Raw genomic sequence first — 24,400 nt, 5'->3', positions numbered from 1 at the left:
ACTGCCGCCAGCCTACATTGGCAACAACGAGACGAGCGAAGTCGAGACGAGACGAGACATGAACCCATCCCCCGCAACCCATGCGCCGTCGCTGCTGATCGGCTGCGCCGCCGGCTTCTCCGGCGACCGCACCGACGCCGCCGGGCCGGTGGTCGACACCTTGATCACCCGCCTGGCGCAGGGCCCCGACGGGCAGCGCGCCTTCCTGATCTTCGAAACCCTGGCCGAGCGCACGCTGGCGCTGGCGCAGCTGCGCCGCCGCGCCGACCCGGAGTCCGGCTACGAACCGCTGCTGGACGCGATGCTGCGGCCGGTGCTGGCGCGCTGCCTGGCGCACAGGATCCGCATCGTCAGCAACTTCGGCGCGGCCAACCCGAGGGCGGCGGCGCGGCGCATCGCGGCCCTGGCACGCGAACTGGGCGCACCATCGCCGCGCATCGCGGTCGTGGAGGGCGACGACCTTTCGGGGCCGGCACACCGCGCGCTGCTGCGCGAGCAGCTCGGCCCGGCCCTCGACGGCGCGCGGGTGGTCAGCGCCAACGCGTACATCGGCGCCGAGCCGATCGCGGCGGCGCTCGATGCCGGCGCCGACATCGTGGTGTGCGGGCGCGTGGCCGATCCATCGCTCGCGGTCGGGCCGGCCATGTCGCACTTCGGCTGGGCGGCCGACGACTGGACACGGCTGGGCCGCGCCACCATGGCCGGCCATTTGCTCGAATGCGGCGCCCAGGTCTGCGGCGGCTACTTCGCCGACCCGGGCTTCAAGGAAGTGCCGGGCATGGCATCGATCGGCTTCCCCATCGCCGAGATCGACGCCGATGGCCATTGCACCATCGGCAAGGCCGACGCGACCGGCGGCTGCGTGACCGAGGCCACCGTCAAGGAGCAATTGCTCTACGAAGTGCACGACCCGGCTGCCTACCTCACGCCCGACGTGGTGGCGGACATCACCGAAGCCGAGGTGCACGGGCTGGCCGCCGACCGCGTGGCGCTCTCGGGCGTGCGCGGCCATGCACGGCCGGCGCAGTACAAGCTCAACATCTGCCACGAAGGCGGCTGGCTGGCCGAGGGCGAGATCTCGTATGCGGGACCGCGCGCCGAAAGCCGGGCGCGGCTCGCGGCCGAGGTGCTGCGGCAGCGCCTGCCGGGCCTCGACCTGCGCGTGGACCTGATCGGTGCGCTCAGCATCCTGGCCGACGACGACGGCCGCGCCCTGGCCGCAACCGCCGACACGGGGGCGCGCGACGTGCGCTTGCGCGTGGCCGCCACGCACGACGTGCGCGATGAAGCCGAGCGCCTGGGCCGCGAGGTGATGGCGCTCTATACCTGCGGCCCGGCCGGCGGCGGTGGCGTGCGCACGGCGCTCACGCCGCGGCTGGCGACGTTGTCGTGCCTGCTGCCGCGCGACCTGGTGCCGGTGCGATTCGAGATCCTGGAGGACCAGCCATGATTTCCCAGCTTCGCGTGTCCCTGTATCGCGCGGCCCACGGCCGCACCGGCGACAAGGGCGACCGCTCCAACATCAGCGTGATCGCCTGGCATCCGGCGCTCTACCCGCTGCTGGTCGAGCAGGTCACGCCCGAGGCGGTGGCGGCGCAGTTCCGGCATCGCGCGCCCGCCGACGTGCAGCGCTACCTGCTGCCGCGCCTGGCTGCCATGAACATCGTGCTCGATGGCGTGCTCGACGGCGGCGTGAACGACGCGCTGAACCTCGACACGCACGGCAAGTCGCTGTCCTTCCTGCTGCTCGACATGGCCATCGAGGTGCCGGCTTCACTGGCGCATCTGCTGGCCGGGCCGGCGGAATCCTGAAGCATTTTTTTATCGACATCGAAAACCTGGAGACAACCCGAATGATCAAGCTCACCTCTCTCGCCATCGGCCTGGCCACGCTGCTGGCCACCGGCGCCGCCGCGGCCCAGGGCTACCCCGAGAAGCCCATCACCTTCGTCGTGCCCTTCGCCGCCGGCAGCGCCACCGACCAGATCGCCCGTGCGCTCGGCACCGGCATCACGGCCGAGACGAAGCAGCCAGTGGTCATCGACAACAAGGCCGGCGCGAGCGGCTTCATCGCGTCGCAACAGGTGGCCAAGGCTCCGGCGGACGGCTACACGGTGCTGATCACCACCAACACCACGCACGCCGCCAACGAGCACCTGTACAAGAAGCTGCCCTACGACCCTGTGAAGGACTTCGCACCCGTGGCCGCACTGGGCAAGGGCGGGCAGATCATGGTGGTCAACCCCAACTCGCCAGTAAAGACGGTGGCCGAGTTCGTGGCGTTGGCGAAGAAGGAGCCGGGCAAGCTGAGCTTCGGCAGCGGCAGCTCGTCGAGCCGGATGGCGGGCGAACTTCTGCAGCAGATGGCCGGCATCAAGCTGCTGCACGTGCCCTACAAGAGCAACCCGCTGGCGGTGACCGACCTGCTGGGTGGCCAGATCGACATGATGATCACCGACACCGCCACCGGGCTGCCGCAGGTTAAGGCCGGCAAGCTGCGCGCGCTGGGCGTGTCGGGCGCCAAGCGCTCGCCGCTGGCGCCGGACCTGCCGACCATCGCCGAGGCCGGCGTCAAGGGCTACGAGATGGGCTACTGGTTCGCGGCCTACGCGCCGGCGAAGACGCCGCCGGCGGTGGTCAAGCGGCTCAACGACCTGCTGGTGAAGGCGGCGAAGAGCGAAGCGGCGAAGACCGCCTTCTACGACCCGAGCGGCACCGAAGTCTTCACCAGCACGCCGGATGAACTCGCCAAGTTCCAGGCCGGCGAATCGCAGAAGTGGGGCCGCATCGTCAAGGCGGCGGGCATCGAGGCCGAGTGAACTTCGCGAGATTTCGTCGCGCGGGGGCTCGAGTACTGACTTGGTTTGATCCTCGGTTCAAGGGTCGAGCGCTCGATTGGTGCACTGCAGCAGGGGATGCACGTTTGGGAGGCACCCTGTCGGAAGCCCCGCCCCGTCACGCATCGGCGAGTTGCTAACGCTCTTTTCCACAACGTTATTCACCGGCCCGGGGGATAAATTGCCCTCGTAAACCGGGTTGCGCAGGGGCTCGGGCAGCGGGGACTTAACCACAAGCCGCGCTAGCAAATTTTTCACGCTTCGGCTAGGCGTTCGGCCGGATTGGACAGCCGCTTCATGGTGCATGCGGCCAGCCAGGAGGGCCTGCCTGAATCTGGCTAATTCTCGCCAAATCACCAAGAAGCGAAAGATTCTCAATAGGATGCCGCCCTTTGGGCCACGTTGGCCGCTCAAGGCGCCTTGCCGGATAGACCGGCGAGCAGACATCACACAACGAGAGGGAGTCGCGCGTGTCATCCATTCAGCAAACCGCCAGGTGCGCCTGCGGGCAGGCCAGCATCACCGTCGAGGGAGAGCCGAAGATGCAGGGCGTCTGTCACTGCACCGATTGCAAGCGGCGCACGGGCAGCGCCTTCGGCCTGTCGTCGTACTTTCCGAGGACGCGCGTCGTCGCCACCGACGGCCAGACGGGCGTGTACGCCTTCCGCCACGCGCGCTGCGCCCATGACCAGGCGCGGCATTTCTGCGTCCGCTGCGGCACGACGCTGTACTGGACCATCTCCGCCCTGCCGGCGCTGATCGGCATCGCCGGCGGATGCTTCGCCGATGAAGGCTTGCCGGAGCCGGGCTATTCGGCCAACCACGACCAGAAAGAGCGGTGGCTGGCCTTGCCCGAGAGCTGGGCGAAGGACACCGAAGCGGCGGAGCGGCCGTTCCGTGTCGCACCGCAGGCATGCGGCTAACTCGGCTGGCTCGCCTCGAGCGGCTGTAGCGGCTGTAGCGGCCGCAGCGATCCCAGCACCGTCGGCAGCAGTTCCGACACCGTCGGGTGGATGAAGACGGCGCGCTGCACCGTGTCGACAGGCTGCCGTGCGTACATCAGCGTGAGCAGCGCGTGCACGGCCTCGTCGGCTTCCACGCCGAGCAGGGTGGCGCCGACCAAGTGTCGCGTCTGCGTGTCGACCAGCACGCGCAGGAAGCCTTGCTCCTCGCCCTTTTGCACCGCCCGGCCCACGCGTGACATCGGCAGCTCGCCGATCAGGGTGGGGCGCCCGCTGCGCAACGCCTCGTCCACCGTGAGACCGATGCGAGCGAGTGGCGGATCGGTGTAGAGCGCGTAGGCCGACATGCGGTCGCTCACGCGCCGCGCGTCGCTGTCGAGCAGGTTGGCCGCGACGATCTCGAAGTCGTTGTACGCCGTGTGGGTGAACGCGCCGCGGCCGTTGCAATCGCCCATCGCCCAGATGCCCTTCGCCGAACTGCGCAGCTGGTCGTCGACCTCGATGTAGCCGCGTGGGTCGCGCTTCACGCCGGTGTTCTCCAGGCCCAGGTCGTCGGTGTTCGGCCGCCGCCCGGTCGCGTTGAGCACGTGCGTGCACAGGAACTCGTCGTGGTCGTCGCCGCAGCGCCAGCGCACCGCGATGCGCTCGCCTTCCTGGCGCAGCGCGAAGCACTCGGTGCCGGTGCGGATCTCGACGCCATCGTGTTCGAGGATGGCCTGCACGGCGGCCGCGACGTCGGCGTCTTCGCGCGGTACGATCTGCGCGCCGCGCTGCAGCACCGTCACGCGGGCGCCGAAGCGCCTGAACATCTGGGCGAACTCCAGGCCGACGTAGCTGCCGCCGATGACGGCCAGGTGCTCCGGCAGGCTGTCGAGTGCCAGCAGCGAGGAGTTGTTCAGGGTACGGACGCCGTTGGCGATTTCCGGGGCGAGGTCGTTCGCTCGTCCGCCCACGTTCAGGAAGATGCGTTCGCTCTCGAGCAGCCGGTCGCCCACGCGGATCTGGCCCGGCGCCTCGAAGCGTGCGTGGCCCTGGACGACCGTGACGCCGGGCATGCCGCGCAGCCATTTTTCGACGCTTTCGCGGGAACGCCCGGCGATGCGGCTCTTGCGCGCCATCACGGCCGGAAAGTCGACCTGCGCGCCACTGGGAACCGAGATGCCGTACTCCGCGCCGCGTCGCAGCAGCGAGGCCACGTGCGCGCTCGCCACCAACGCCTTGGTCGGGATGCAGCCGGTGTTGACGCAGGTGCCACCGAAGCGGTGGCGCTCGATGACGGCGGTGCGCCAGCCGGCTTTCGAAAAGCGCTCGGCCAGCGCCGGGCCGGCCTGGCCGCTGCCGATCACGATGGCGTCGAAGGTGTCGTCCATGCAAAGCTCCTCTGAGCCGGGCAGTGTGTCAGCGCGGCGCCATTCTTGCCAGTGAGACCATGGCTTTCGGATGCACACTCCGGCCCATGAAGTTCATTCGCTGTACCCACGACGCCCATGCCGGCGCGATCCTGGACATCTTCAACGACGCGATCGTCCACTCGACCGCGCTCTACGACTACCAGCCGCGCACGGCCGAGAACATGGTCGGCTGGTTCAAGGCGAAAGAGGCGGGCGGCTTCCCCGTCATCGGTGCCGTCGACGATCGAGGCGCATTGCTCGGCTTCGCGAGCTACGGCACCTTTCGCGCCTGGCCGGCCTACAAGTACTCGGTCGAGCATTCCGTCTACGTGCACATGGACCATCGTGGCAAGGGCCTGGGGCCGCTGCTCATGCGGGAGCTGATCGCCGCCGCCCGCGCTCAGCAGCTGCACGTGATGGTGGGCGCCATCGACCTGGCCAACAAGGGCAGCATCGCGCTGCACCAGCGGCTGGGCTTCGAGCACGCCGGCACCATCCGCCAGGCCGGCTTCAAGTTCGGGCGTTGGCTCGACGTCGACTTCTGGCAGCTGGTGCTGGAGACGCCGGCGAATCCGGTCGACGGCTGAAGGGCGCGAGGCTCAGGCCAGCAGCGCCTTGACCAGGTCGAGCTGCCGGTCCGGCGCGTCGCTGCCGAGCTGCAGATTGGCCTCGATGCGCGAGAGGTGGTCGGTCATGCAATGCACGGCGGCCTCGACGTCGCCGCTGCGGCACACGCGCAGGAAGTCGGAATGCTCGTCGGACGAGCAATGCGGGTCGTTCGACGAGTGATACAGCATCGCGATCAGCGAGCTGCGCGCCACCAGCTCGCGCACCAGCTCGGCCAGCGTGTGGTTGCCGGCCGCGTCGGCCAGCGCCACGTGGAAGTCGCCGAGCAGCTTTTCGCGCACGGTGCCGGTGGTCGTGGTCGCGCTCAGCGTGGTGCGCTCGAAGTGGATGTGCTGTTCCAATTCGCGGTAGTCCGCTGGGCGGGCCTTGGCCACGAACAGCCGCACCACTTCGCTTTCGAGGATGCGCCGCACGCCGAAGACCTCGCGCGCTTCTTCCACGCTGGGCTTGCTGACGAAGGCGCCCTTGTCGGGAATCATCTCGATCAGCTTGTCCTTCGACAGCGTGAGCAGCGCCGCACGGATCTTCGTGCGGCTCACCGCATAGACGCGGCCCAGCGCCTCTTCGCGCAGCCAGGTGCCGGGTGGCAGGCGCTTCTCGACGATGGCGGTGGCGATGTCCTGGGCGATGCTCTCGATGGTCGCAGCCTTGTCGGGCGGGGCAAGAGGGGAGGGCACGGCCTCGGTGGCGTTTGCGGCAGCTCTGGTAACGCGGGGCATGGGTGCGATTGTGGACCGGCAACGCTTGCGCGTGTGAGACCGGGTGCCGGTTCTCAGACCGCGGACATGTCGCCCAGTTGCTTGTGGTGCTTGATGGCCAGCAATTGCACCATTGTCCGCACGCTCCCGACATCGTCGGCGACGACGTAAAGCACGACATAGTCGTCCATCACGTACTCACGAACCTCGGCATGAACGCCGATACGCGAGACCCGTCCCTGGATTCGTGCGATGGCTGCTTGTGCCTCTGCAGATCGCGCCTCCCTGCGCGCAAAGGGTCTGCCGATCCGAGGGTGTCGCTGGAGTATCGGCAATACCGAATCTTCGAGGCCGTCGAGCAGCCGATCGAAACCCGGCGCGAAGCCGCTCTCGATCCAGAACGATTCGATGCTCTTGAGGTTGGACTCGAAATTGCGCGTGTACCGTATCAGCGCGAGAGCCGGGCTCTCCTTGGCCCCGCTCATTCAACCGCGGGCCTTGCGACTGCTGGACTTGCGCGCGCGCTTCATCGCGGCCAAGCCTTCGGCAGCGTCGACGGTGTGACCCGCCTCCACGTCTGCCAGGCCCTTCTCGACTTCGTCGAGCATCAGCAGATGGATTCGTGCTTGCTCCAGTGCGTGGTAGTGGTCCAGGCGTTTGGCATCGATCACAGCCACGGCAGGTTCGCCGTTCTTGGTGATGATCTTCTCGGCGCCGTTCTGCACTTCGACGATGAGCTCCGAGAGCCGGGTGCGGGCAACCGAGAAGGGAATGATGTCGCGGGCCAGGATGAACACAAGAGCTTCCGATGAGCAGTAGTTTGCTCGGAATTCGGCGCATCTTACAGCCCATGTGAGAGGCGTGGTCCGGTCAAGCGGCGCGTTTGAGCGGCGGCGCTTCCAGCGCGAAGCCCTGCAGCAATCCGGTCATCGGCTTCGCAAGCGGCGACGCCAGCTCGCCGCGTTTGCTGGTGGCCAGGCGCAGATTCACCAGCGACTCGATCAGCTGCGTGCCCGCTGCCACGCCGTCGACCACCGGCACGCCCAGCACCTGGCCGATGTGGGCGCACAGGTCGGCCATCCCGGCGCAGCCGAGCACGATGGTGTCGGAGTCGTCTTCTTCCAGCGCACGGCGGCACTCGTCGACGATGCGCTCGCGCGCCTTGCTGCCCGGCGCCTCCAGCTCGAGCACCGGGATCTCGCAAGCCCGCACGTTGGCGCAGAAGCGGTCCATGCCGTAGGCCTCCGCCAGGTGGCGGGCCTGGCCGATGGTGCGCGACAGCGTGGTCACCACGCTGAAGCGCGTGCCGACCAGGCTGGCCACGTGCATGGCGGCCTGCGCAATGCCCACCACCGGGCCGCGCGCTAGTTCGCGTGCAGCCATCAGGCCGGGGTCGCCGAAGCAGGCGATGACATAGCCGTCGATGCCGTCGCGCTCGCCGGCCGCGATCTCTTGCAGCAACCCCGGCACCGCCAGCGCCTCGTCGTAGTGGCTTTCGATCGAAGCCGGGCCCATCGCCGGGCTGACCGCCACGATCTCGGTGCCGGGCCGCGCGACGGAGCGCGCGCAGTCACCGATCTTCTCGGTCATGCTCCAGGTGGTGTTGGGGTTGATGATCTTGATGCGCATGGCAGGCTCGCTCGTGGCTTTCAGGTCGATTCGGGGAAGGCGGTTCAGGACTTGCGGTTGAGCAGCGCGTAGATCACGAAGCCCAGGCCCATGCCGATGAACCAGGCATAGTTGGCGGCGCCGCGCCAGGCGGGGATCAGCACGCACAGGATCGGGATCAGCGCCGAGGGGATCATGGTCCACACGGCCTTCATGTTGTAGCCGTTGGTGTACCAGTAGCGGCCCTTGGTGCTCAGCGTGTAGAGCTCGTCGACCACCACGTGCTGCTTCTGCACCAGGTAGAAGTCGGCAATCAGGATGCCGAACAGCGGGCCGATGAAGGAGCCCAGCACGTCCAGCGTGTAGTGGATCACCTCGGGGTTGTTGTAGAGGTTCCAGGGCGTCAGGAAGATCGAGCCCACCGCGGCGATCATGCCGCCGGTGCGCCAGCTGATGTGCTGCGGTGCGACGTTCGAGAAGTCGAAGGCCGGCGACACGAAGTTGGCGACGATGTTGATGCCGATGGTGGCGATCATGAAGGTCAGCGCGCCCAGCACGACGGCGGTGGTGCTGTCGATCTTGCCCACGGTGTGCACCGGGTCGGTGATCAGCTCGCCGAACACCGGCAGCGTGGCGGCGGTGGTGACGACGGTCAGCAGCGAGAAGAACACGAAGTTGATCGGCAGGCCCCAGAAGTTGCCCTTCTTCACCGCGTCGAAGCTCTTGCCGTAGCGCGAGAAGTCGCCGAAGTTGAGCATCGGGCCGCTGAAGTAGCTCACCACCAGCGCGATGGCCGACAGCATGACGGGCAGCGCGTCCCAGCCTTCGAACTTGACGCCGCCGAGGTTCAGGTCGATGTTGCTCCAGCCGGCCTTCCACACCAGCCAGCCGCACAGGATGGCCATGACCACGTACACGCCCGGGCCGGCCCAGTCGATGAACTTGCGGATGGCTTCCATGCCGTGCCAGAACACGAAGGCTTGCAGCACCCACATGACCATGAAGGCGACCCAGCCCAGCGTCGACAGGCCGGCGAGGCCATGGAGCTTCACGTCGGCATACGGCGCGAGGTTGGGAAAGAGGTGCAGGGCCAGCACCATGAAGGCGGCCGACGCCAAGTAGGTTTGGATGCCGTACCAGGCCACCGCGATCAGCCCGCGGATGATGGCCGGAATGTTGGCGCCGCGCACGCCGAACGAAGAGCGGCAGATGACGGGGTAGGGCGTGCCCGTCACCTGGCTCGGCTTGGCGACCAGGTTGCAGAAGAACTGCACGATGCAGATGCCCACCAGCAGCGCGACCAGCACCTGCCAGCTCGACAGGCCCAGCGCGAACAGGCTGCCCGCGGTGATGTACCCGCCGACGCTGTGCACGTCGGACATCCAGAAGGCAAAGATGTTGTATTGGCCCCAGGTCTGCTTCTTCAGCGGCGCCAGGTCCTCGTTGGTGAGCGCCGGGTCGTAGCTGGGTTTGATGAGGGCGTTCGACGCATGCGGCGACTCGCCAGTGTTCGGCATCTCGGTGTTGGCTTGGCTGACGGCAGTGTTCACGGGCTTGTCTCCTCGTGGCGGGTGGCGGAAATCCGGACGGCGGTCCGGTTCGGTGATTGCACCCTATATTTGTATACAAAAAATGCGTGCAATCAAGCCGATTCTTGGGGCGTTTGCCTGGGGTTTACCCGGTGCGGGCACCAGCATGGAGCGCCGTCGATTGCGAGCGGCAGTTGCCTTGTCGTCGCGCCGAGGCATTCGCCCGCACCCATCTCACGTGCCTCTTTCAGAGGGCGCCGCGACGCTCAATTCAAGAAGCGCAGTACCCCGTCGTCCAGCGCACCGAAGCGCAGGCTCATGACATCGGCCAAGTAGTTCTGGTGGAGCTTCCACGGCTTTTCGGTGCCTTGCCGCGGCAGCATGTCGCGGGCGCGCTGGAAGTAGCCGGACGAGAAGTCGGTCCAGGGCGCGAGCGGCATCGCCGGGTCGGCGGCCTGCGGCATGCATTGCCGCGCATCGGTACGCCGCATGTGCCGCAGCAGCCGGCAGACGAACACAGCGGCCAGGTCGGCCTTCAAGGTCCACGAGGCATTGGTGTAGCCGAAGACGGACACCAGGTTCGGCACGCCCGCGAACATGAGCCCCTTGTAGCTCAGCAGCTGGCCCGACACGAGCCGGCGGCCGTCGACGCTGACCTCGAGTGCATCGAGCGACTTGAGCTTCAGTCCCGTGGCGGTGACCACCAGGTCCGCGGGCAGCTCGGTGCCGCTCGCCAGCTTCACGCCCGTCTCGGTGAAGCGCTCGACGTGGTCGGTCACGATGCTCGCGCGGCCCGCGCGGATGGCCTTGAACAGGTCGCCGTCGGGCACGAGGCACAGGCGCTGTTCCCACGGGTCGTAGCGCGGCGTGAAGTGCGTCGCGACGTCGTAGTCGGGGCCGAGCTGGCGGCGCACGAGCTTGATCATCATCGCGCGCGCAGCCTGCGGCCGGCCGCGGCATACGCGAAAGAGGACCATCGCCAGCACTGCGTTCTTCCAGCGCGAGATGGCGTGGCCCGCGCGCTCGCCCGCGATGCGCTGCAGCCAGCGCGCCAGCGGGTCGGCGGAAGGGCGCGAGAGCACGTAGCTCGGCGAGCGCTGCAGCATGGTCACGTGTGCGGCGCGCTGTGCCAGCGCCGGCACCAGGGTGACGGCCGTGGCGCCGCTGCCGATGACCACGACGCGGTGGCCCTCGTAGGCGATGTCGTCGCTCCAGTGCTGCGGATGCACGATGCGGCCTTTGAAGTCCGAGCGGCCGGCGAATTCCGGCGTGTAGCCTTCGGCATCGTCGTAGTAGCCGGTGCACATCAGCAGGAAGCCGCAGCGCATGCGCATTGGTTCTTGCCCCGCGCGCTCGATCTCGACCGTCCACGCGGCGTCGTCGGACGACCAAGCCGCGCTGCGCAGTCGGTGGCCGTAGCGAATGCGTTGCTCGATGCCGTGTTCTCGTGCCGTGTCGCGCAGGTATTGCAGGATGGCCGCGCCGTCGGCGATGGATTTGGCGCCGGTCCACGGCCGGAAGGAATAGCCCAGCGTGTACATGTCGGAGTCGGAGCGCACGCCGGGGTAGCGGAACAGATCCCAGGTGCCGCCCAGCGATTCGCGCGCTTCGACGATCGCCACACTGCGGTCCGGGCACAGCCGCTGCAAGTGGCAGGCGGCGCCGATGCCGGAGAGGCCGGCGCCCACGATCAGCACATCGACGGACGCATCGGACATGCTGCGACTCCGGTGGCGCGGCAGCTCAGGCGTAGCGTTCGCGCGCCAGCCGTGCGCCTTCGGCCAGCGCCTGCAGCTTCTTGAGCGCGACCTCGCGCGCCATCGGCGCCAGGCCACAGTTGGTGCACGGGATCAGGCGGTTCTTGGGTACGAAGCGCAAGGCCTCGCCGATGGTGTCGGCCACCTGTTCGGCAGTCTCGACCACGTCGCTGGCGACGTCGATCACGCCGACCATCACGTCCTTGCCCTCCAGCAGCGCCATCAGCTGCGCCGGCACGTGCGAGTGGAAGCACTCGAGGCTCACCTGGTCGATGCGGCTCTTCGCGAGCGCCGGAAACACCTGCTCGTACTGCCGCCATTCCTCGCCCAGCGTGGCTTTCCAGTCGATGTTGGCCTGGATGCCGTAGCCATAGCAGATGTGGACCGCGGTGGTGCAGCGCAGGCCCTGCGCGGCGCGTTCCAGCGCGGCGACGCCCCAATCGGCGGCGTCCTTCATGTAGACGTTGAAGGCCGGCTCATCGAACTGGATCACGTCGATGCCGTCGGCTTCGAGCGCCAGCGCCTCCTGGTTCAACAGTTCGGCGAAGGCCATGGCGAGCGCGACGCGATCGCCGTAGTGCCGGTCGGCCACGGTGTCGACGATGGTCATCGGCCCAGGCAGCGTGAACTTGGTGCGGCGCTGCGTGTGGGCGCGCAAGAGGCGTGCCTCGGCCTCGTGCACGCGGCCCTTGAGCCGCAGCGGCGCCACCACCTGCGGCACCATCGCGTCGTAGCGGTTGTTGCGGATGCCCATCTTCACGCGGTGCTCGAAGTCGATGCCTTCGACCTGCTCGAGAAAGCCGTGCACGAAATGCTGCCGCGACTGCTCGCCGTCGCCGATGACGTCGAGGCCGGCGTCCTCCTGGGCCTTGATCCACAGCAGCGTGGCGTCGGCCTTGGCCTGCGCGAGTTCGGCGCCTTCGGCCTTCCAGGCCGGCCAGAGCTTTTGGGTTTCGGCCAGCCAGGCGGGCTTGGGCAGGCTGCCGGCAATGGTGGAACTGAAAAGGGGGCGCGACATCGGGGTTCCTCGTGAACGGGCAGATGCCAGAGGTTAACCCCGCGTGCGCTCGATGTGCACCCCCGCGGTGCGGGTGCCTGTTGAACGGGCAACGCGGCGGAAAGCCTTGCAGGACAAGGCTCGCGCGAGTTGTTCCGGATGTTTTCCAAGCTTGTCCCCGCCGGCCGGGGACAGTTTGCGGAAGAAAAAACTCAGGCAAGCAGGTCGTGCAGCGTGCGGGCCACCACCTTGGTGGCGCGGCGCAGGTCTTCGAGCACCACGCGCTCGTCGCTGCGCTTGGCATGCGACTCGAGCACGGTGCGCGGGCCGGCGCCGTAGATCACACCGGGAATGCCCGCTTCGACGTACAGGCGAACGTCGGTGTAGAGCGGCGTGCCCATGGCCTTGATCGGCTCGCCGAAGACCTGGTGGCCGTGCTTCTGGATCGCATCGACCAGCGGCTTGTTGCCCGGCAGCGGCTTCATCGAATTGGCCAGCAGGATGCGGCGGATGTCGACCGAGATGCCGGGGCACTGCTCGGCTGCATCGGCGATCACCTTGCGGATGGTGGCTTCGACCTCGACCGGGTTCTCTTCAGGGATCATGCGGCGGTCGAGCTTGAAGCTCACCTTGCCGGGCACGACGTTGGTGTTGGTGCCGCCTTCGATGCGGCCGACGTTGAGGTAAGGGTGCGTGATGCCCTCGACCTTGGACGTGACCTGCTGGTACAGCGTGTTCTGCGCATACAGCGCATTGAGGATGTGCACCGCGCCCTGCAGCGCGTCGATGCCGGTGGTGGGCACGGCGGCATGCGCCATCTTGCCGTGCACCGTCACGTCCATCTGCAGGCAGCCGTTGTGGGCCGTCACCACTTCATAGCTGAAGCCGGCGGCGATCATCAGGTCGGGCTTGGTCAAGCCGTTCTTCAGCAGCCAGCCCGGGCCCAGGATGCCGCCGAATTCCTCGTCGTAGGTGAAGTGAAGCTCGACACCGCCCTTGGCCGGCTTGGCCACTTCCTCCAGCGCCCGCAGGGCGAACGTGAAGGTCGCGAAGTCGCTCTTGCTGACCGCCGCGGCGCGTGCGTAGAGGCGTCCGTCTTCGATCTCGCCGCCGTAGGGGTCGTGGGTCCAGCCTTCGCCGGGGGGCACCACGTCGCCATGCGCGTTGAGCGCCACGGTGCGGCCGCCGTCGCCGTACTTGCGGCGCACGATCAGGTTGGTGATCGACTCCAGGCCGTAGTCCTTGACTTCGTCGGCAGGCACCGCGTGCTTCTCGGACGCGAAGCCGAAGCCTTCGAGCAGCTCGGCCGTGCGCTCGGCATGCGGCGCGTTGTTGCCGGGCGGCGTGTCGGTGGGCACGCGCACCAGTTGCTGGAGAAAGCGCACTTCCTCGTCGAAGTGGGCGTCGACCCAGGCGTCGAGCTTGTCGTAGTCGGTACTCGTGGTCATGTCAGTTCGCCTTCTCTTGGGCCAGGTTGTCGAGCAGCAATTGGAAGGCTTCCACCGCCAGTTGCATGTCGTTGTTGGTGCTCGATTCGAGCGGGTTGTGGCTGATGCCGGAATTGATGCCGCGCACGAAGAGCATGGCCTGCGGCATGACCTCGTGCAGCTTCATCGCGTCGTGGCCGGCGCCGCTGGGCATGCGGAACAGGGGCACGCCGAGCGTGTCGACTGCCTTCTCCCAACGTTGCTGCCAGTCGGCGGCGCTGGGCGCGGCGGAGGCGCGCATGCTTTCTTCGAGCGTGTAGCGCACACCGCGCCGTTCGCAGATGGCCTTGAGTTCGGCGATCACGTCGGCCGCCAGGGCATCGCGCTGCGGGTTGTTCGGCGCGCGCATGTCGAGGCTGAACTTGCAGTTGCCGGGCACGACGTTGATGGAGCCGCTGGGCACTTCAAGCATGCCCACCGTGCCCACCGAGTCGCCGTCCTTCGCCGCGCGCTGCTCGACATAGAGGATCAGCTCGGCCACGGACGCGGCGGCATCGCGGCGACGGTCCATCGGCGTGGTGCCGGCATGGCTGGCCATGCCGATGACCTCGCCCACGTAGCGCACGCCGCCGTTGATGGAGGTGACGATGCCCAGCGGCAGGTCGATCTCGTTGAGCACCGGGCCCTGCTCGATGTGGACTTCGACGAAGCCCAGGTATTTCGACGGGTCGCGCTCGAGCCGGGGAATGTCTTCTTCCTTCAAGCCGGCGGTCAGCCGCGCTTCGCGCATGGTGATGCCATCGGCGTCCTTCTGGTCGAGCCACTTCGGGTCGAAGTGGCCCGTCAGCGCGCCGGAGCCCAGGAAGGTCGCCTTGTAGCGCTGGCCTTCTTCCTCGGCGAAACCCACCACCTCGAAGGCATAGGGCAGGCGGCGGTTCTGCCGCTTGAGTTCGCGCACGCAGGCGATCGGCACGAAGATGCCCAGGCGACCGTCATACTTGCCGCCGTTGCGCACGGTGTCGTAGTGGGAGCCGGTCAGCAGCGTCTTCGCATCCGGCGTGGCGCCTTCATAGCGCCCGACCACGTTGCCGACGGCGTCGATCCCGACGCTGTCGAAGCCGGCTTCGCGCATCCAGTTCGAGATCATCTGCGCGCAGGCGCGGTGCGCCTCGGTCAGGTAGGTGACGGTGAGCTGGCCCTTCTCGGCATAGCCGGGGTCGGTGTGCGTGGCCAGTTGCTCCTGCCAGTCCCACACGTCGTTGCCGAGCGTGGGCGTCACGCCGAACTTGTCGTCGAGCCGGATCTCGGCGATGCGGTGGATGTTGCGCAGCGCCTCGGCGCGTTCGAAGCCCGGATGGTGGTGCGCGCGGCGCTCGAAGGTGTCGATGATCTCGCGCTTGCTCAGCCCCGTGCCGCGCGGACCGCGCACCGCCAGGATGAAGGGGAAGCCGAACTTCGCGTTGTAGTCGGCGTTGAGCTTCTGGATCTTCGCGAACTCGTCCGGCGTGCAGTCGGTCAGGCCCGCCTTGCCCTGTTCGTGCGTCGATTCGGCGGTCAGCGTCTTGCTGACCATCGCCTTGCCTGCGAGCTCAGGGTGGGCGCGGATCAGGCCCAACTGCTCGTCGGTCGAGGCCTTGGCGACCGCCTGCACCAGCGCATGCTTCAGATGCGCGAGCGAACGGAAGGGCCGCGCCGCGGCGGCGCGCTGCGCGATCCATGGCGAATGCTCGTAGGTGCCGTCGAGCAGGGCCGCGACCTCGTCGGGCGATGCAGTGTTCAGTTGTTCGATGCTGAGCGTCATGTCATGTCCCCTTTGTCTCGGTTGTCTCGGTTGCCTTGGTCTTGGCGCCTGTCTCGGTGCAGGGATGCGTGGATTTCCAGTGGCGCGCGATGTCCACGCGGCGGCACACCCACACGCGGTCGTGCTTCGCGATGTGATCCAGAAAGCGCTGCAGCGCCGTGATGCGCCCGGGGCGTCCGAGCAGCCGGCAGTGCATGCCGATGCTCATCATCTTGGGCGCCTCGTCACCCTCGGCATAGAGCGCGTCGAAGCTGTCCTTCATGTACTGGAAGAACGGGTCGGCATGCGAATAGCCCTGCGGCAGCGCGAAGCGCATGTCGTTGACGTCGAGCGTGTAGGGCACGATCAGCTGCGGCACCGTGCTGCCGTCGGTCTTCTGCACCTTCATCCAGAAGGGCAGGTCGTCGCCGTAGTAGTCGCTGTCGTATTCGAAGCCGCCGTAGTCGGCCACCAGGCGGCGCGTGCGCGGGCTGTCGCGGCCGGTGTACCAGCCGAGCGCGCGCTCGCCGGTGAGTTTTTCGATGGCTTCCATGCCCAGGCGCATGTGCTCGCGCTCGGTGGCCTCGTCCATGTTCTGGTAGTGAATCCAGCGCCAGCCGTGGCAGGCGATCTCGTGGCCCAGTTCCTTGAAGGCGGCGGTCAGCTCGGGGTAGCGCTCCAGCGCCATGCCGACGCCGAACACGGTGAGCGGCAGGCCGCGCTTCTCGAACTCGCCCAGGATGCGCCAGACGCCGGCGCGCGAGCCGTATTCGTAGATGCCTTCCATGCTGATGTGGCGATCCGGATAGCTGGCCGGATTGAACATCTCGGACAGGAACTGCTCGGAGCCGGCGTCGCCGTGCAGCACGCAGTTCTCGCCGCCTTCTTCGTAATTGAGGACGAACTGCACCGCGATGCGCGCGCGGCCGGGCCACTGGGCATGGGGCGGATTGCGGCCGTAGCCGACCAGGTCGCGCGGGTAGGGCAGGGTGGTGTCGTACAGGGTGCTCATGAGAGGAATGGCGTCAGGCCGCGGCCAGGGCGACCGAGATGTCGTGGGTGGGAACCTTGCGATCGAAAACGAGGTTGGCTTCGACGTTCAGCAGATGCTCCGTCATCAACTGCACGGCGCGTTCGACGTCCTTGGCGGCCAGGGCCTTTACGATGTCGGCGTGCTCGTCGTTCGAATGCTCGGCGGCGGTGGCGCTCTGGTACATCAGCGTGATCAGCGCGCAGCGGGAGATCAGTTCACCGAGGATCTGCGCCAGCACCTTGTTGCCCATCAACTCGGCCATGCGCACATGGAAGTCACCCAGCAGCTCGGTGCGGTCGGAGATGTCTTCGCCGGAGACGGCAGCCTTTTCGAGTGCCACGTGCTCTTTCAGCGCCTTGATCTTGGCGGGCGTGACGGTGCGCACGAACTCGCGCGTCATCTCCGCTTCGAGCATGCGGCGCACCGCGAAGACCTGCTTGGCCTCGTCCACCGCCGGCGCCGCCACGAAGGCGCCGCGCGCGGGCTCCAGGCGGATCAGCTTGTTCTGCGACAGCTGGAACAAGGCCTGTCGCACCAGCGTGCGCGACACGCCGAAGTGGTCGGCCAGCTTCTGCTCGGCCAGCTTGCTGCCCGGCTGAAGCCTGTGCTCGACGATGGCTTTGGTGAGTGCATCCACGATGGCGCGGGTGGTGGTCGAATCCATGGTTTCCATGATAGACCCAAAGCCAAGAAGTGTATACACTTTTGTCCACCGGAATTTCCCCAATGCCTTGATCGAAGGAGCATCACCATGGGCTTGAGCACCCACGTCCTGGACACCATGCACGGCGGCCCCGCGGCCGGCATGGAAGTCGCGCTTTACACCACCGACGGCACGGGCGAAGACGCCCGCGCCACGCTGGTCAAGCGTTTCAACCTCAATTCGGATGGCCGCAGCGGCGGTCCGCTGTACGCCGACGGCGAGCTGAAGACCGGCACCTACCGGCTGGTCTTCGACGTGGCGGGCTATTTCAAGTCACGCGGCGTGAAGCTGCCCGAGCCCAACTTCCTGAACCGCGTCGCGCTGGACTTCGGCGTGGCCAACGCAGCGCAGCACTACCACGTGCCGCTGCTGGTCAGCCCGTGGAGCTATTCGACCTATCGCGGGTCTTGAAGCTGCGAGAGCTGCCCCTCGGTCAAGGTGTCGAGCTGGAAGTGCCCGCCTTTGTCCCACAGCCAGGTGTCCGTCCAGGTCAGCTTGCCGATGCGGCTCGCGGCCGGATAGGGCGAGGCGCTGAGCACGGTGCGCTCGATCTCGGCGATGACTTCGGGCGCATGCTGCGGCGCGCGCATCCAGTGCATCGAGAGCACACGGCCGTTGGCGTCGAGGTTGACCTGCAGCGTGCCGATGGCATAGAGCAGCGGCGGCAGCTTGCCGGCGTAGATGCGCTGTGCGTTGCGTGCGTAGATGTGGCGCGCGGCGTCCTGGCGGTATTCGCGCGGCGTGCCGGCGTTCGACGCCCGCGGCACGGCGCCCGACGCCTGCTCGGGCACGGCGCTGCTGAGCTGGCCGGGCACCGTCGATCTGAACGGCGCCGTGGGGCTGGGTGTGCCGCAGCCGGCGAGGGCCGCTGCAACGAAAGAGAAGAAAGCAAGGAGACGACGAGATGACATGGCTGGCAGCGGAAAACGCATCGATGGAGTTATACCGTGGGCATGCGAGCCCCACGCTACCAAAAGTACTGTCCATGAACGGTTTGGTCGACGAACTGCTGGCGCGCCTGGTGCACGGCGAACGCGGCGTGCTGGTGCGCGTCGAGAAGACGCAGGGTTCCGCCCCACGCGAGGCCGGCACCTGGATGGCCGTGTGGCCCGACGGTTTGACGGCCACCATCGGTGGCGGGCAGCTCGAGTTTCAGGCCATCGGCGAAGCGCGCGACTTCCTGGCGGGCCGCAGCGACATCGACGGCGTGCAGCGCTATCCGCTCGGGCCCAGCCTGGGGCAGTGCTGCGGCGGCGTGGTCTACCTGTCGTACCGCCGCATCGGGCGAGCCGACGTGAAGGCACTGCAGGCCGAGCTGCTGGCGCATCTGGAGCCCGTTGCGCTGTTCGGTGGCGGCCACGTGGGCGCGGCGCTCGCGCGGCTGTGCTCGACGCTGCCTTTCAAGGTGCGCTGGATCGACAGCCGCGACGGCGTGTTCCCCGATGCGCTGCCCGCGCAGATCGAGACCGAGCATTCCGACCCCGTGCAGGACGCCGTCGCGCAGCTGGCGCCGGGCTCGCGCGTGCTGATCATGAGTTTCAGCCACGCCGAAGACCTGGACATCGTCATCGCCTGCCTCAAGCGCATTCGCGCTCGAAACGATTTGCCCTACGTGGGCCTGATCGGCAGCAAGACCAAGTGGGCCACCTTCCGCCACCGGCTCGAAGCGCGTGGCTTCACCGAGGACGAACTGGCGCGCATCACCTGCCCGATCGGCGTGCCCGGCATCACCGGCAAGGAGCCCGAAGTGATCGCGGTGGCCGTGGCGGCACAGCTGTTGCAAGGCTTGTACGCGGGCTGAGAAGGTCAGGGTTTTCCTGCAGGCTGCGCAACGAAATAAATCCCGAAGGCGAGCCAAAAGTGTATACACTTCAGTCCACACGCCGCAGCGGAGCGAGGCACCCACGACAGCCTGCGTTCGCGGCGATTCTTCTGCTTACAGCGCCCGCAGTGGTGAGCAGGCCAAACCAGGGTTGAGCACATGGAAAGCTACTACCTCGACTGGGCCAATCTGCTCTTGCGCTGGGTCCACGTCATCACCGCCATCGCGTGGATCGGCGCTTCCTTTTACTTCGTGATGCTGGACAACAGCCTCGAGAAGCCCGAGGACAAGGAGTCCCAGGACAAGGGCGTCGGCGGCGAGCAGTGGGCCGTGCACGGCGGCGGCTTCTACAACATGCAGAAGTACGCGCTGGCGCCGAAGAAGATCCCCGACCACCTGCACTGGTCGTTCTGGGAAAGCTACTCGACGTGGATCAGCGGCTTCGCGCTGTTCACGATGTCCTATCTGTGGAACGCGAGCACCTACCTGATCGACAAGTCCAAGATGGACTGGCAGCCCGGCGCCGCGATCGGCGTGGCACTGGCCTTCTTCGTCGTCTTCTGGATGGTCTACGACGGCATCTGCCAGATCTTCGGCCGCCGCAAGAACGGCGACACCATCGTCGGCCTGCTGATCGCCGTCTTCATCTGCTTCGCGACCTGGCTGGCCTGCCAGTGGTTCGCCGGCCGCGCCGCCTTCCTGCTGGTGGGCGCGATGATGGCCACGACGATGAGCGCGAACGTGTTCTTCTGGATCATCCCCGGCCAACGTAAAAGCGTGAAGGCGCTGCGCGAGGGCAAGCCGGTCGACCCCATTCACGGCCAGCGCGGCAAGCAGCGCAGCGTGCACAACACCTACTTCACGCTGCCGGTGCTGTTCGCGATGCTGAGCAACCACTACAGCTTCACCTACACGCACAAGTACAACTGGATCGTGCTGCTGCTCATCATGCTCGGCGGCGCGGCGATCCGGCAGTTCTTCGTGGTGCGGCATCGCTTCAAGCTCGGCAATGCCGGCAACCCGCTGCCCTATGCGATGGTCGGTGTGGTGGTGCTGGGACTGTCGATCATCTGGATGCGCCCCGAGCCCGCGGCCGCGCCCATGGCCGGTGCCGCCGCCGCGCAGAAGGTGGCCTTCGGCGATGTCAAGAAGGTGCTGGAGCAGCGCTGCTACATGTGCCACGGCGCCACCGTGCAGATGAAGAACGTGCGGCTCGACACACCCGAACAGGTGACGGCCCACGCCCAGGCCGTCTACCAGCAGGCCGTGGTCACGAAGATCATGCCGATGAACAACTCGACCGGCATGACCGATGCCGAGCGCGCCTTGCTCTCGAAGTGGTTCCAAGAGGGCGCCAAGACGAACTAGCCCGACGCCGCGGCACGCGTGGACAATCGGGCCCCCGGAGACTCCATCACATGAACGCATCCAAGGTCACGCCCGATCCGCGCACCGCACCGCGCGATTTCCTCCAGCATCTCTACGGCGTCGCGGTCGAACGCGCGCTGCCCCTGGCCAGCATGGGGCCGCATCTGCCGAAGCCACCCAAGGGCCGGACGCTGGTCATCGGCGCCGGCAAGGCCGGCGGCTCGATGGCCCAGGCGCTCGAAGCGCTGTGGCCCGCCGATGCGCCGCTGTCGGGCCTCGTGGTCACGCGCTACGACCACATCCCGCCGCGGCCCGAAGGCCTGGCGTCGCGCATCGAGATCGTCGAAGCCGCGCATCCCGTGCCCGACGAGGCCGGGCTCAAGGCAGCCGAGCGCATCCTCGCGCTCACGCAGGGTCTGACGGCAGACGACCTGGTGCTGTGCCTGATCTCGGGCGGCGGTTCGGCGCTGCTCACGCTGCCGGCCGAAGGCCTGACGCTGGCCGACAAGCAGCGCATCAACAAGCAACTGCTCGAATCGGGCGCGCACATCGGCGAGATGAACTGCGTGCGCAAGCACCTGTCGCGCATCAAGGGTGGCCGGCTCGCCGCGGCTTGCGGGCCCGCGAAGGTGGTGACGCTCACCATCAGCGACGTGCCGGGCGACGACCCGGCCGTCATCGCCAGCGGCCCGACGGTGCCCGACGCCACCACCTGCGCCGATGCCCTCGCCATCCTCGACCGCTATGGCATCGAGGTGCCGAAGCCGGTGCGCGCGGGGCTGGAAAGCGGCGCGCTCGAAACGCCCAAGCCCGACGACGCAGTGTTCAGGGGCCACGAAGTCCACATGATCGCCACCCCGCAGCAGTCGCTCGAAGCCGCGGCCGCGGCGGCGCGCGAGGCGGGCATCGAAGCCCACATCCTCAGCGACGAGATGGAAGGCGAATCGCGCGAGGTCGGCAAGGTGCACGGTGCGCTGGCGCGTGCGGTCGCGCTGCGCGGTGCGCCCTTCGCCAAGCCCTGCGTCATCCTGTCGGGCGGTGAAACCACGGTCACCATCCGCCCGCGCCAACCCGGCCAGGCCAAGGGCCGCGGCGGCCGCGCCGGCGAGTTCTGCCTGGGGCTGGCGGGCGCGCTCGCGGGCCAACCCGACGTGTGGGCACTGGCGGCCGACACCGACGGCATCGACGGCGTCGAAGACAACGCCGGCGCCTTCGTCACGCCCGACACCTTGGCGCGCGCGACGGCGGCCGGGCGCAAGCTGGCCGATCACCTCGACCGCAACGACGCCTACGGGTACTTCGACGCCATCGGCGACCTATGCGTGACGGGGCCGACGCACACCAACGTCAACGACTTCCGGGCGTTATTGATCGGTGCTTAAGACGGAAGGTCTTGGGGCTGCGGCGGGCGCCTACGACGCCGCTCAACGAGCGCTCGGCCGTCGCGCATCAGACGCGCGGCGCAAAGACCTGGCATGCCATCGACTTCGCTGCAAGCCGTACGCAGTAGATTAGCGACGAATGCCGGGAACGGCTTTGATAACGCGTGTCACCAAGCTGTCTTTGGATGAATTCAATGTTTTCGATACAGCCTTCAAACCCTTCGCGCGTCACGCTTCAAACAGCAAAGCCGATATCTGGTGCACGCAATGCGAATGATATAAAGAAATGCGAAGATGAGTTCAAACTGGTCAGATTGGGAGTGCCCCCGCGCTTGCGCGATGAGTTTGACAAGTTGCAGAACGCCTTGTTCGCGTGGCATGACAACGACAAGTGGCACTTGAATTTGGCGCAATACGGCGAAGTTCTAGAGCATGTTCCCCCTCCGGCTCTAAAGGCTGTCATGTTGCTCAGGGCAGAAGAACTGACGGGTTTGTCACTGCCCCCTGGAGCACGACCCGAATGGCTCAACGCGTTGACTTCATTAGAGGTATTGATATTCCATGGATGCCGTGAACAGCATCTGGATGTCAGGAATTTTCATTCGCTTCGCGAGCTCGAATATTCGGTCGGTGAAGGGATGAAGTCAATCGGCTGCTTGTCTGCGTGCTCGGTCACGGTGATCGGTGATGTCACGGTCGAAGTATTAATTCTCGATCCAGCTAAACCTCAAAGCCTGGCAGACAGATACCATCAAGAGATTCTGTTCAATCGAACTTGGGCAGAGCGTGAGTCGTCCGGGAAGGATCTCTTCGGAATGAATGCCCTGATCGACGACTTCTTCAAAGGCGACGACTCGACGGCGCCTAGAAGGGCAATCGAGTCGTTGGATCTTTCGAAGTACGGCAATGGATTTCGATATATCCCTGCAAGCATGATGTTCGATTTCATTCGAACAAATGCCGGCACGTTGCGGGACTTGACGATTTCCGCTGGCGACGCGCCGCCATGGCTTAGCGAACTTAAGGCACTCAAGAAATTTACATTTCATGACTGCAAGGAGTTCGACCTCAATGTGCAAGATTTGCCAGCTCTAGAGGTGCTCAATTATTCGGCTGCTGGCGCCATGAAGACGATTACTTGTCATCCTTCCTGCAAGGTTCAAGCGCTCGGCAGGCCCGTGAAAGTGGTTAATTTGCAAACCGATTTGCAAACAATCTTGGCAGGAGGCGGCTCCTTTGGAGAAAACATCCTGCGGTCGGTGTCTGAAGAACGTTACGACGCAATCTACAAAGAAATCGAGCGGACGATCAACAACGGTAGAGATCTTGGACCCGATCAGCTTAGAGTCCAAAGCGGTCGTCTGGCGGATATGACACTTGCTGAAAAAGACCACGCGGTTCATGGTTATATTGGATTTATTCGGCAAGCGCGAGATGCGGAGTGGTTGTCTTCACAAGCCATGCAGTCCATCGTGTACGAAGGCTTCGATCTGAAGCCTTACACAGGAATCAGTCGCTACGAATTCTTGTCAGGCCTCGCCCAGCAATTGCACGGCACGGATCTGCCCAAGCATCGCGTGTTTCGCGAGCTGCTGAGAGTTCATCATTTCGACGAATCGCAACCCGACATGGCGGCGCTGCAGGTTGCGCCCGTGTACTCACTCCTGGCCAGCATGGCGCGCGAAGATGTGTACGACCTGGAGGGCGACGCGCGCATGACCGACGACCAACTGCGCGCGCTCATCGACAAACTTTTCGACGTTCACGGCTGACGTAGCGGCACATTGGCGCTGCGAGCCTTGGTCCGATGCGCCTTCGCCAGCGCATCGAGCCCCGCGAACACGTAGCGCATCAAATCCTCGAACACCTCGCTGCCGCCATCGATGGCCGGCAGCACCTTGCGTGGGATCTCCTTGGGCACCACCAGCATCAGGATGCAGGGCAGCACCGAGAACACCAGGGCGCGCTGCACGGCGGGGTGATCGGGCGGCAGCTTCAGGATCTGCGCGATCAGGCCCAGCACCAGTTTCGCCTTCGGCTTGACCGCCTTCTCGACCAGCGCCGGCGCCAGCGGGCCGGGCGCCATCACTTCACGCAGCACCACCCTGAAGCCCCAGGGGTCGCCTTCGCGATTCGACGGGCTCAGCATGTGCTGGAGCAGGGCGCGCATCTTCTCGCGCGGGTCGCCGATGCCGCGTGTCACTTCTTCGAGTTCTTCCACGCTCACGATCTGGCGGTGCGCCTCGATCAGCACCTCCTCGTACAGCTTCTCGCGGCTGCCGAAGTGGTAGTTGACCGAGGCCATCGGCGTGCCGGCGCGTTCGCAGATTTCCTTGCTGGTGGCATCGGCGTAGCCGCGTTCGGCGAACACCTGGCCGGCGGTTTCGAGAAGCAGGGCGCGGGTGGCCGCGCCATCGGGCCGGGCTGAGCGGACAGGCGGCGCGGCGGGGGCTTTCTTTCGAGGTGCAGTGGGCATGGG

General features: G+C 66.4%; 24 protein-coding genes. 10 read left to right on the top strand and 14 right to left on the bottom strand.

Translation table 11 applies throughout. The features are described 5' to 3' along the window. Positions 1-58 precede the first annotated feature (58 nt). The 4 genes from B0W80_RS17920 (at position 59) to B0W80_RS17905 (ending at position 3,760) form a co-directional block, all read left to right on the top strand. On the top strand, positions 59-1,450 hold the full coding sequence (locus B0W80_RS17920) for an acyclic terpene utilization AtuA family protein (RefSeq protein WP_077000512.1): 1,392 nt from the start codon (positions 59-61) through the stop codon (positions 1,448-1,450). Next, a complete protein-coding gene (locus B0W80_RS17915) occupies positions 1,447-1,812 on the top strand; it encodes a hypothetical protein (protein ID WP_077000511.1) in 366 nt (121 codons plus the stop codon). Before B0W80_RS17920 ends, B0W80_RS17915 begins: the two co-directional genes overlap by 4 nt. Positions 1,813-1,853: 41 nt before the next feature. Next, positions 1,854-2,819: a tripartite tricarboxylate transporter substrate binding protein gene (locus tag B0W80_RS17910; protein ID WP_077000510.1), complete on the top strand. Its 966-nt coding sequence runs from the start codon at positions 1,854-1,856 to the stop codon at positions 2,817-2,819. 488 nt (positions 2,820-3,307) lie between these two features. Beyond that, positions 3,308-3,760 carry a GFA family protein gene (locus B0W80_RS17905; protein ID WP_143684674.1) on the top strand — a complete coding sequence of 151 codons (453 nt, stop codon included), beginning with the start codon at positions 3,308-3,310 and terminating at the stop codon, positions 3,758-3,760. Here the strand turns inward: B0W80_RS17905 and B0W80_RS17900 are convergent. Beyond that, a complete protein-coding gene (locus B0W80_RS17900) occupies positions 3,757-5,169 on the bottom strand; it encodes an FAD-containing oxidoreductase (RefSeq protein ID WP_077000508.1) in 1,413 nt (470 codons plus the stop codon). The two genes, B0W80_RS17905 and B0W80_RS17900, sit on opposite strands and share 4 nt — an antisense overlap. A gap of 86 nt (positions 5,170-5,255) precedes the next feature. Here B0W80_RS17900 and B0W80_RS17895 point away from each other — a divergent pair, with 86 nt between their 5' ends. Next, positions 5,256-5,777 carry a GNAT family N-acetyltransferase gene (locus B0W80_RS17895; RefSeq protein ID WP_077000507.1) on the top strand — a complete coding sequence of 174 codons (522 nt, stop codon included), beginning with the start codon at positions 5,256-5,258 and terminating at the stop codon, positions 5,775-5,777. Positions 5,778-5,789: 12 nt separating this feature from the next. Here the strand turns inward: B0W80_RS17895 and B0W80_RS17890 are convergent, their stop codons facing one another. The 11 genes from B0W80_RS17890 to B0W80_RS17840 all read right to left on the bottom strand — a co-directional run bounded on the left by B0W80_RS17890 (position 5,790) and on the right by B0W80_RS17840 (position 17,319). Next, positions 5,790-6,536: a GntR family transcriptional regulator gene (locus B0W80_RS17890; RefSeq protein ID WP_077000506.1), complete on the bottom strand. Its 747-nt coding sequence runs from the start codon at positions 6,534-6,536 to the stop codon at positions 5,790-5,792. Positions 6,537-6,589: 53 nt separating this feature from the next. Further along, positions 6,590-7,000, bottom strand: a complete 411-nt coding sequence (locus B0W80_RS17885) for a type II toxin-antitoxin system RelE/ParE family toxin (protein ID WP_077000505.1) — start codon at positions 6,998-7,000, stop codon at positions 6,590-6,592. After that, on the bottom strand, positions 7,001-7,312 hold the full coding sequence (locus B0W80_RS17880; RefSeq protein ID WP_077000504.1) for a type II toxin-antitoxin system Phd/YefM family antitoxin: 312 nt from the start codon (positions 7,310-7,312) through the stop codon (positions 7,001-7,003). 73 nt (positions 7,313-7,385) lie between these two features. Beyond that, complete coding sequence (locus tag B0W80_RS17875) at positions 7,386-8,144, bottom strand: aspartate/glutamate racemase family protein (RefSeq protein WP_077000503.1); 759 nt, start codon at positions 8,142-8,144, stop codon at positions 7,386-7,388. A gap of 44 nt (positions 8,145-8,188) precedes the next feature. Continuing rightward, a complete protein-coding gene (locus B0W80_RS17870; protein WP_077000502.1) occupies positions 8,189-9,673 on the bottom strand; it encodes an NCS1 family nucleobase:cation symporter-1 in 1,485 nt (494 codons plus the stop codon). Between the two features lie 245 nt (positions 9,674-9,918). Continuing rightward, a complete protein-coding gene (locus B0W80_RS17865; RefSeq protein WP_077000501.1) occupies positions 9,919-11,370 on the bottom strand; it encodes an NAD(P)/FAD-dependent oxidoreductase in 1,452 nt (483 codons plus the stop codon). Positions 11,371-11,395: 25 nt separating this feature from the next. Continuing rightward, positions 11,396-12,427, bottom strand: coding sequence for a methionine synthase (locus tag B0W80_RS17860; RefSeq protein ID WP_077000500.1), 1,032 nt, complete (start codon positions 12,425-12,427; stop codon positions 11,396-11,398). 191 nt (positions 12,428-12,618) lie between these two features. Then, positions 12,619-13,854 (bottom strand): ArgE/DapE family deacylase, encoded by a 1,236-nt coding sequence (locus B0W80_RS17855; protein ID WP_077000499.1) that lies wholly within the window; start codon positions 13,852-13,854, stop codon positions 12,619-12,621. Between the two features lies 1 nt (position 13,855). Then, positions 13,856-15,634 (bottom strand): 2-oxo-4-hydroxy-4-carboxy-5-ureidoimidazoline decarboxylase, encoded by a 1,779-nt coding sequence (uraD, locus tag B0W80_RS17850; protein WP_077000498.1) that lies wholly within the window; start codon positions 15,632-15,634, stop codon positions 13,856-13,858. 1 nt (position 15,635) lies between these two features. Next, positions 15,636-16,625 carry an allantoinase PuuE gene (gene puuE / locus B0W80_RS17845; RefSeq protein ID WP_077000497.1) on the bottom strand — a complete coding sequence of 330 codons (990 nt, stop codon included), beginning with the start codon at positions 16,623-16,625 and terminating at the stop codon, positions 15,636-15,638. Positions 16,626-16,638: 13 nt separating this feature from the next. Next, on the bottom strand, positions 16,639-17,319 hold the full coding sequence (locus B0W80_RS17840) for a GntR family transcriptional regulator (RefSeq protein WP_083745466.1): 681 nt from the start codon (positions 17,317-17,319) through the stop codon (positions 16,639-16,641). 78 nt (positions 17,320-17,397) lie between these two features. Here B0W80_RS17840 and uraH point away from each other — a divergent pair, with 78 nt between their 5' ends. Beyond that, a complete protein-coding gene (gene uraH / locus B0W80_RS17835) occupies positions 17,398-17,760 on the top strand; it encodes a hydroxyisourate hydrolase (protein WP_077000495.1) in 363 nt (120 codons plus the stop codon). On the opposite strand, the gene B0W80_RS17830 is transcribed toward uraH, so the two are convergent. Next, positions 17,745-18,260, bottom strand: a complete 516-nt coding sequence (locus B0W80_RS17830) for a hypothetical protein (RefSeq protein WP_143684673.1) — start codon at positions 18,258-18,260, stop codon at positions 17,745-17,747. The genes uraH and B0W80_RS17830 overlap by 16 nt on opposite strands. Before the next feature lie 74 nt (positions 18,261-18,334). Between B0W80_RS17830 and xdhC the strand changes: the two genes are divergently transcribed. The 4 genes from xdhC to B0W80_RS35000 all read left to right on the top strand — a co-directional run bounded on the left by xdhC (position 18,335) and on the right by B0W80_RS35000 (position 23,693). Then, positions 18,335-19,150: a xanthine dehydrogenase accessory protein XdhC gene (gene xdhC / locus B0W80_RS17825; RefSeq protein WP_077000493.1), complete on the top strand. Its 816-nt coding sequence runs from the start codon at positions 18,335-18,337 to the stop codon at positions 19,148-19,150. Positions 19,151-19,330: 180 nt separating this feature from the next. Continuing rightward, positions 19,331-20,539, top strand: a complete 1,209-nt coding sequence (locus B0W80_RS17820) for a urate hydroxylase PuuD (RefSeq protein ID WP_077000492.1) — start codon at positions 19,331-19,333, stop codon at positions 20,537-20,539. A 50-nt stretch (positions 20,540-20,589) separates the two neighbouring features. Continuing rightward, positions 20,590-21,921 (top strand): glycerate kinase, encoded by a 1,332-nt coding sequence (locus tag B0W80_RS17815; protein WP_077000491.1) that lies wholly within the window; start codon positions 20,590-20,592, stop codon positions 21,919-21,921. Positions 21,922-22,106: 185 nt separating this feature from the next. Continuing rightward, the gene (locus B0W80_RS35000) at positions 22,107-23,693 is read left to right on the top strand and encodes a hypothetical protein (protein ID WP_143684672.1); all 1,587 of its coding nucleotides are present in this window, start codon (positions 22,107-22,109) and stop codon (positions 23,691-23,693) included. On the opposite strand, the gene B0W80_RS17805 is transcribed toward B0W80_RS35000, so the two are convergent. Continuing rightward, entirely contained in the window at positions 23,684-24,397 is a 714-nt protein-coding gene (locus B0W80_RS17805; RefSeq protein ID WP_077000489.1) for a TetR/AcrR family transcriptional regulator, read from the bottom strand. The two genes, B0W80_RS35000 and B0W80_RS17805, sit on opposite strands and share 10 nt — an antisense overlap. Between the last annotated feature and the right edge of the window lie 3 nt (positions 24,398-24,400).

The sequence above is a fragment of the Variovorax sp. KK3 genome (genome assembly GCF_001984055.1).
Taxonomy (GTDB): Bacteria; Pseudomonadota; Gammaproteobacteria; order Burkholderiales; family Burkholderiaceae_C; genus Variovorax.
This window is presented reverse-complemented; position numbering and strand designations above follow the sequence as displayed.

Excerpts from the sequence above, each read along its gene's own strand:
- B0W80_RS17860 (WP_077000500.1), bottom strand. The coding sequence starts at position 12,427 with ATGTCGCGCCCCCTTTTCAGTTCCACCATTGCCGGCAGCCTGCCCAAG.
- B0W80_RS17820 (WP_077000492.1), top strand. The coding sequence starts at position 19,331 with ATGGAAAGCTACTACCTCGACTGGGCCAATCTGCTCTTGCGCTGGGTC.
- B0W80_RS17865 (WP_077000501.1), bottom strand. The coding sequence starts at position 11,370 with ATGTCCGATGCGTCCGTCGATGTGCTGATCGTGGGCGCCGGCCTCTCC.
- uraH (WP_077000495.1), top strand. The coding sequence starts at position 17,398 with ATGGGCTTGAGCACCCACGTCCTGGACACCATGCACGGCGGCCCCGCG.
- puuE (WP_077000497.1), bottom strand. The coding sequence starts at position 16,625 with ATGAGCACCCTGTACGACACCACCCTGCCCTACCCGCGCGACCTGGTC.
- B0W80_RS35000 (WP_143684672.1), top strand. The coding sequence starts at position 22,107 with ATGAATTCAATGTTTTCGATACAGCCTTCAAACCCTTCGCGCGTCACG.
- B0W80_RS17840 (WP_083745466.1), bottom strand. The coding sequence starts at position 17,319 with ATGGAAACCATGGATTCGACCACCACCCGCGCCATCGTGGATGCACTC.
- B0W80_RS17910 (WP_077000510.1), top strand. The coding sequence starts at position 1,854 with ATGATCAAGCTCACCTCTCTCGCCATCGGCCTGGCCACGCTGCTGGCC.
- B0W80_RS17900 (WP_077000508.1), bottom strand. The coding sequence starts at position 5,169 with ATGGACGACACCTTCGACGCCATCGTGATCGGCAGCGGCCAGGCCGGC.
- B0W80_RS17895 (WP_077000507.1), top strand. The coding sequence starts at position 5,256 with ATGAAGTTCATTCGCTGTACCCACGACGCCCATGCCGGCGCGATCCTG.
- B0W80_RS17920 (WP_077000512.1), top strand. The coding sequence starts at position 59 with ATGAACCCATCCCCCGCAACCCATGCGCCGTCGCTGCTGATCGGCTGC.
- B0W80_RS17915 (WP_077000511.1), top strand. The coding sequence starts at position 1,447 with ATGATTTCCCAGCTTCGCGTGTCCCTGTATCGCGCGGCCCACGGCCGC.
- uraD (WP_077000498.1), bottom strand. The coding sequence starts at position 15,634 with ATGACGCTCAGCATCGAACAACTGAACACTGCATCGCCCGACGAGGTC.
- B0W80_RS17875 (WP_077000503.1), bottom strand. The coding sequence starts at position 8,144 with ATGCGCATCAAGATCATCAACCCCAACACCACCTGGAGCATGACCGAG.
- B0W80_RS17855 (WP_077000499.1), bottom strand. The coding sequence starts at position 13,854 with ATGACCACGAGTACCGACTACGACAAGCTCGACGCCTGGGTCGACGCC.
- B0W80_RS17830 (WP_143684673.1), bottom strand. The coding sequence starts at position 18,260 with ATGTCATCTCGTCGTCTCCTTGCTTTCTTCTCTTTCGTTGCAGCGGCC.
- B0W80_RS17885 (WP_077000505.1), bottom strand. The coding sequence starts at position 7,000 with ATGAGCGGGGCCAAGGAGAGCCCGGCTCTCGCGCTGATACGGTACACG.
- B0W80_RS17890 (WP_077000506.1), bottom strand. The coding sequence starts at position 6,536 with ATGCCCCGCGTTACCAGAGCTGCCGCAAACGCCACCGAGGCCGTGCCC.
- B0W80_RS17815 (WP_077000491.1), top strand. The coding sequence starts at position 20,590 with ATGAACGCATCCAAGGTCACGCCCGATCCGCGCACCGCACCGCGCGAT.
- xdhC (WP_077000493.1), top strand. The coding sequence starts at position 18,335 with ATGAACGGTTTGGTCGACGAACTGCTGGCGCGCCTGGTGCACGGCGAA.
- B0W80_RS17805 (WP_077000489.1), bottom strand. The coding sequence starts at position 24,397 with ATGCCCACTGCACCTCGAAAGAAAGCCCCCGCCGCGCCGCCTGTCCGC.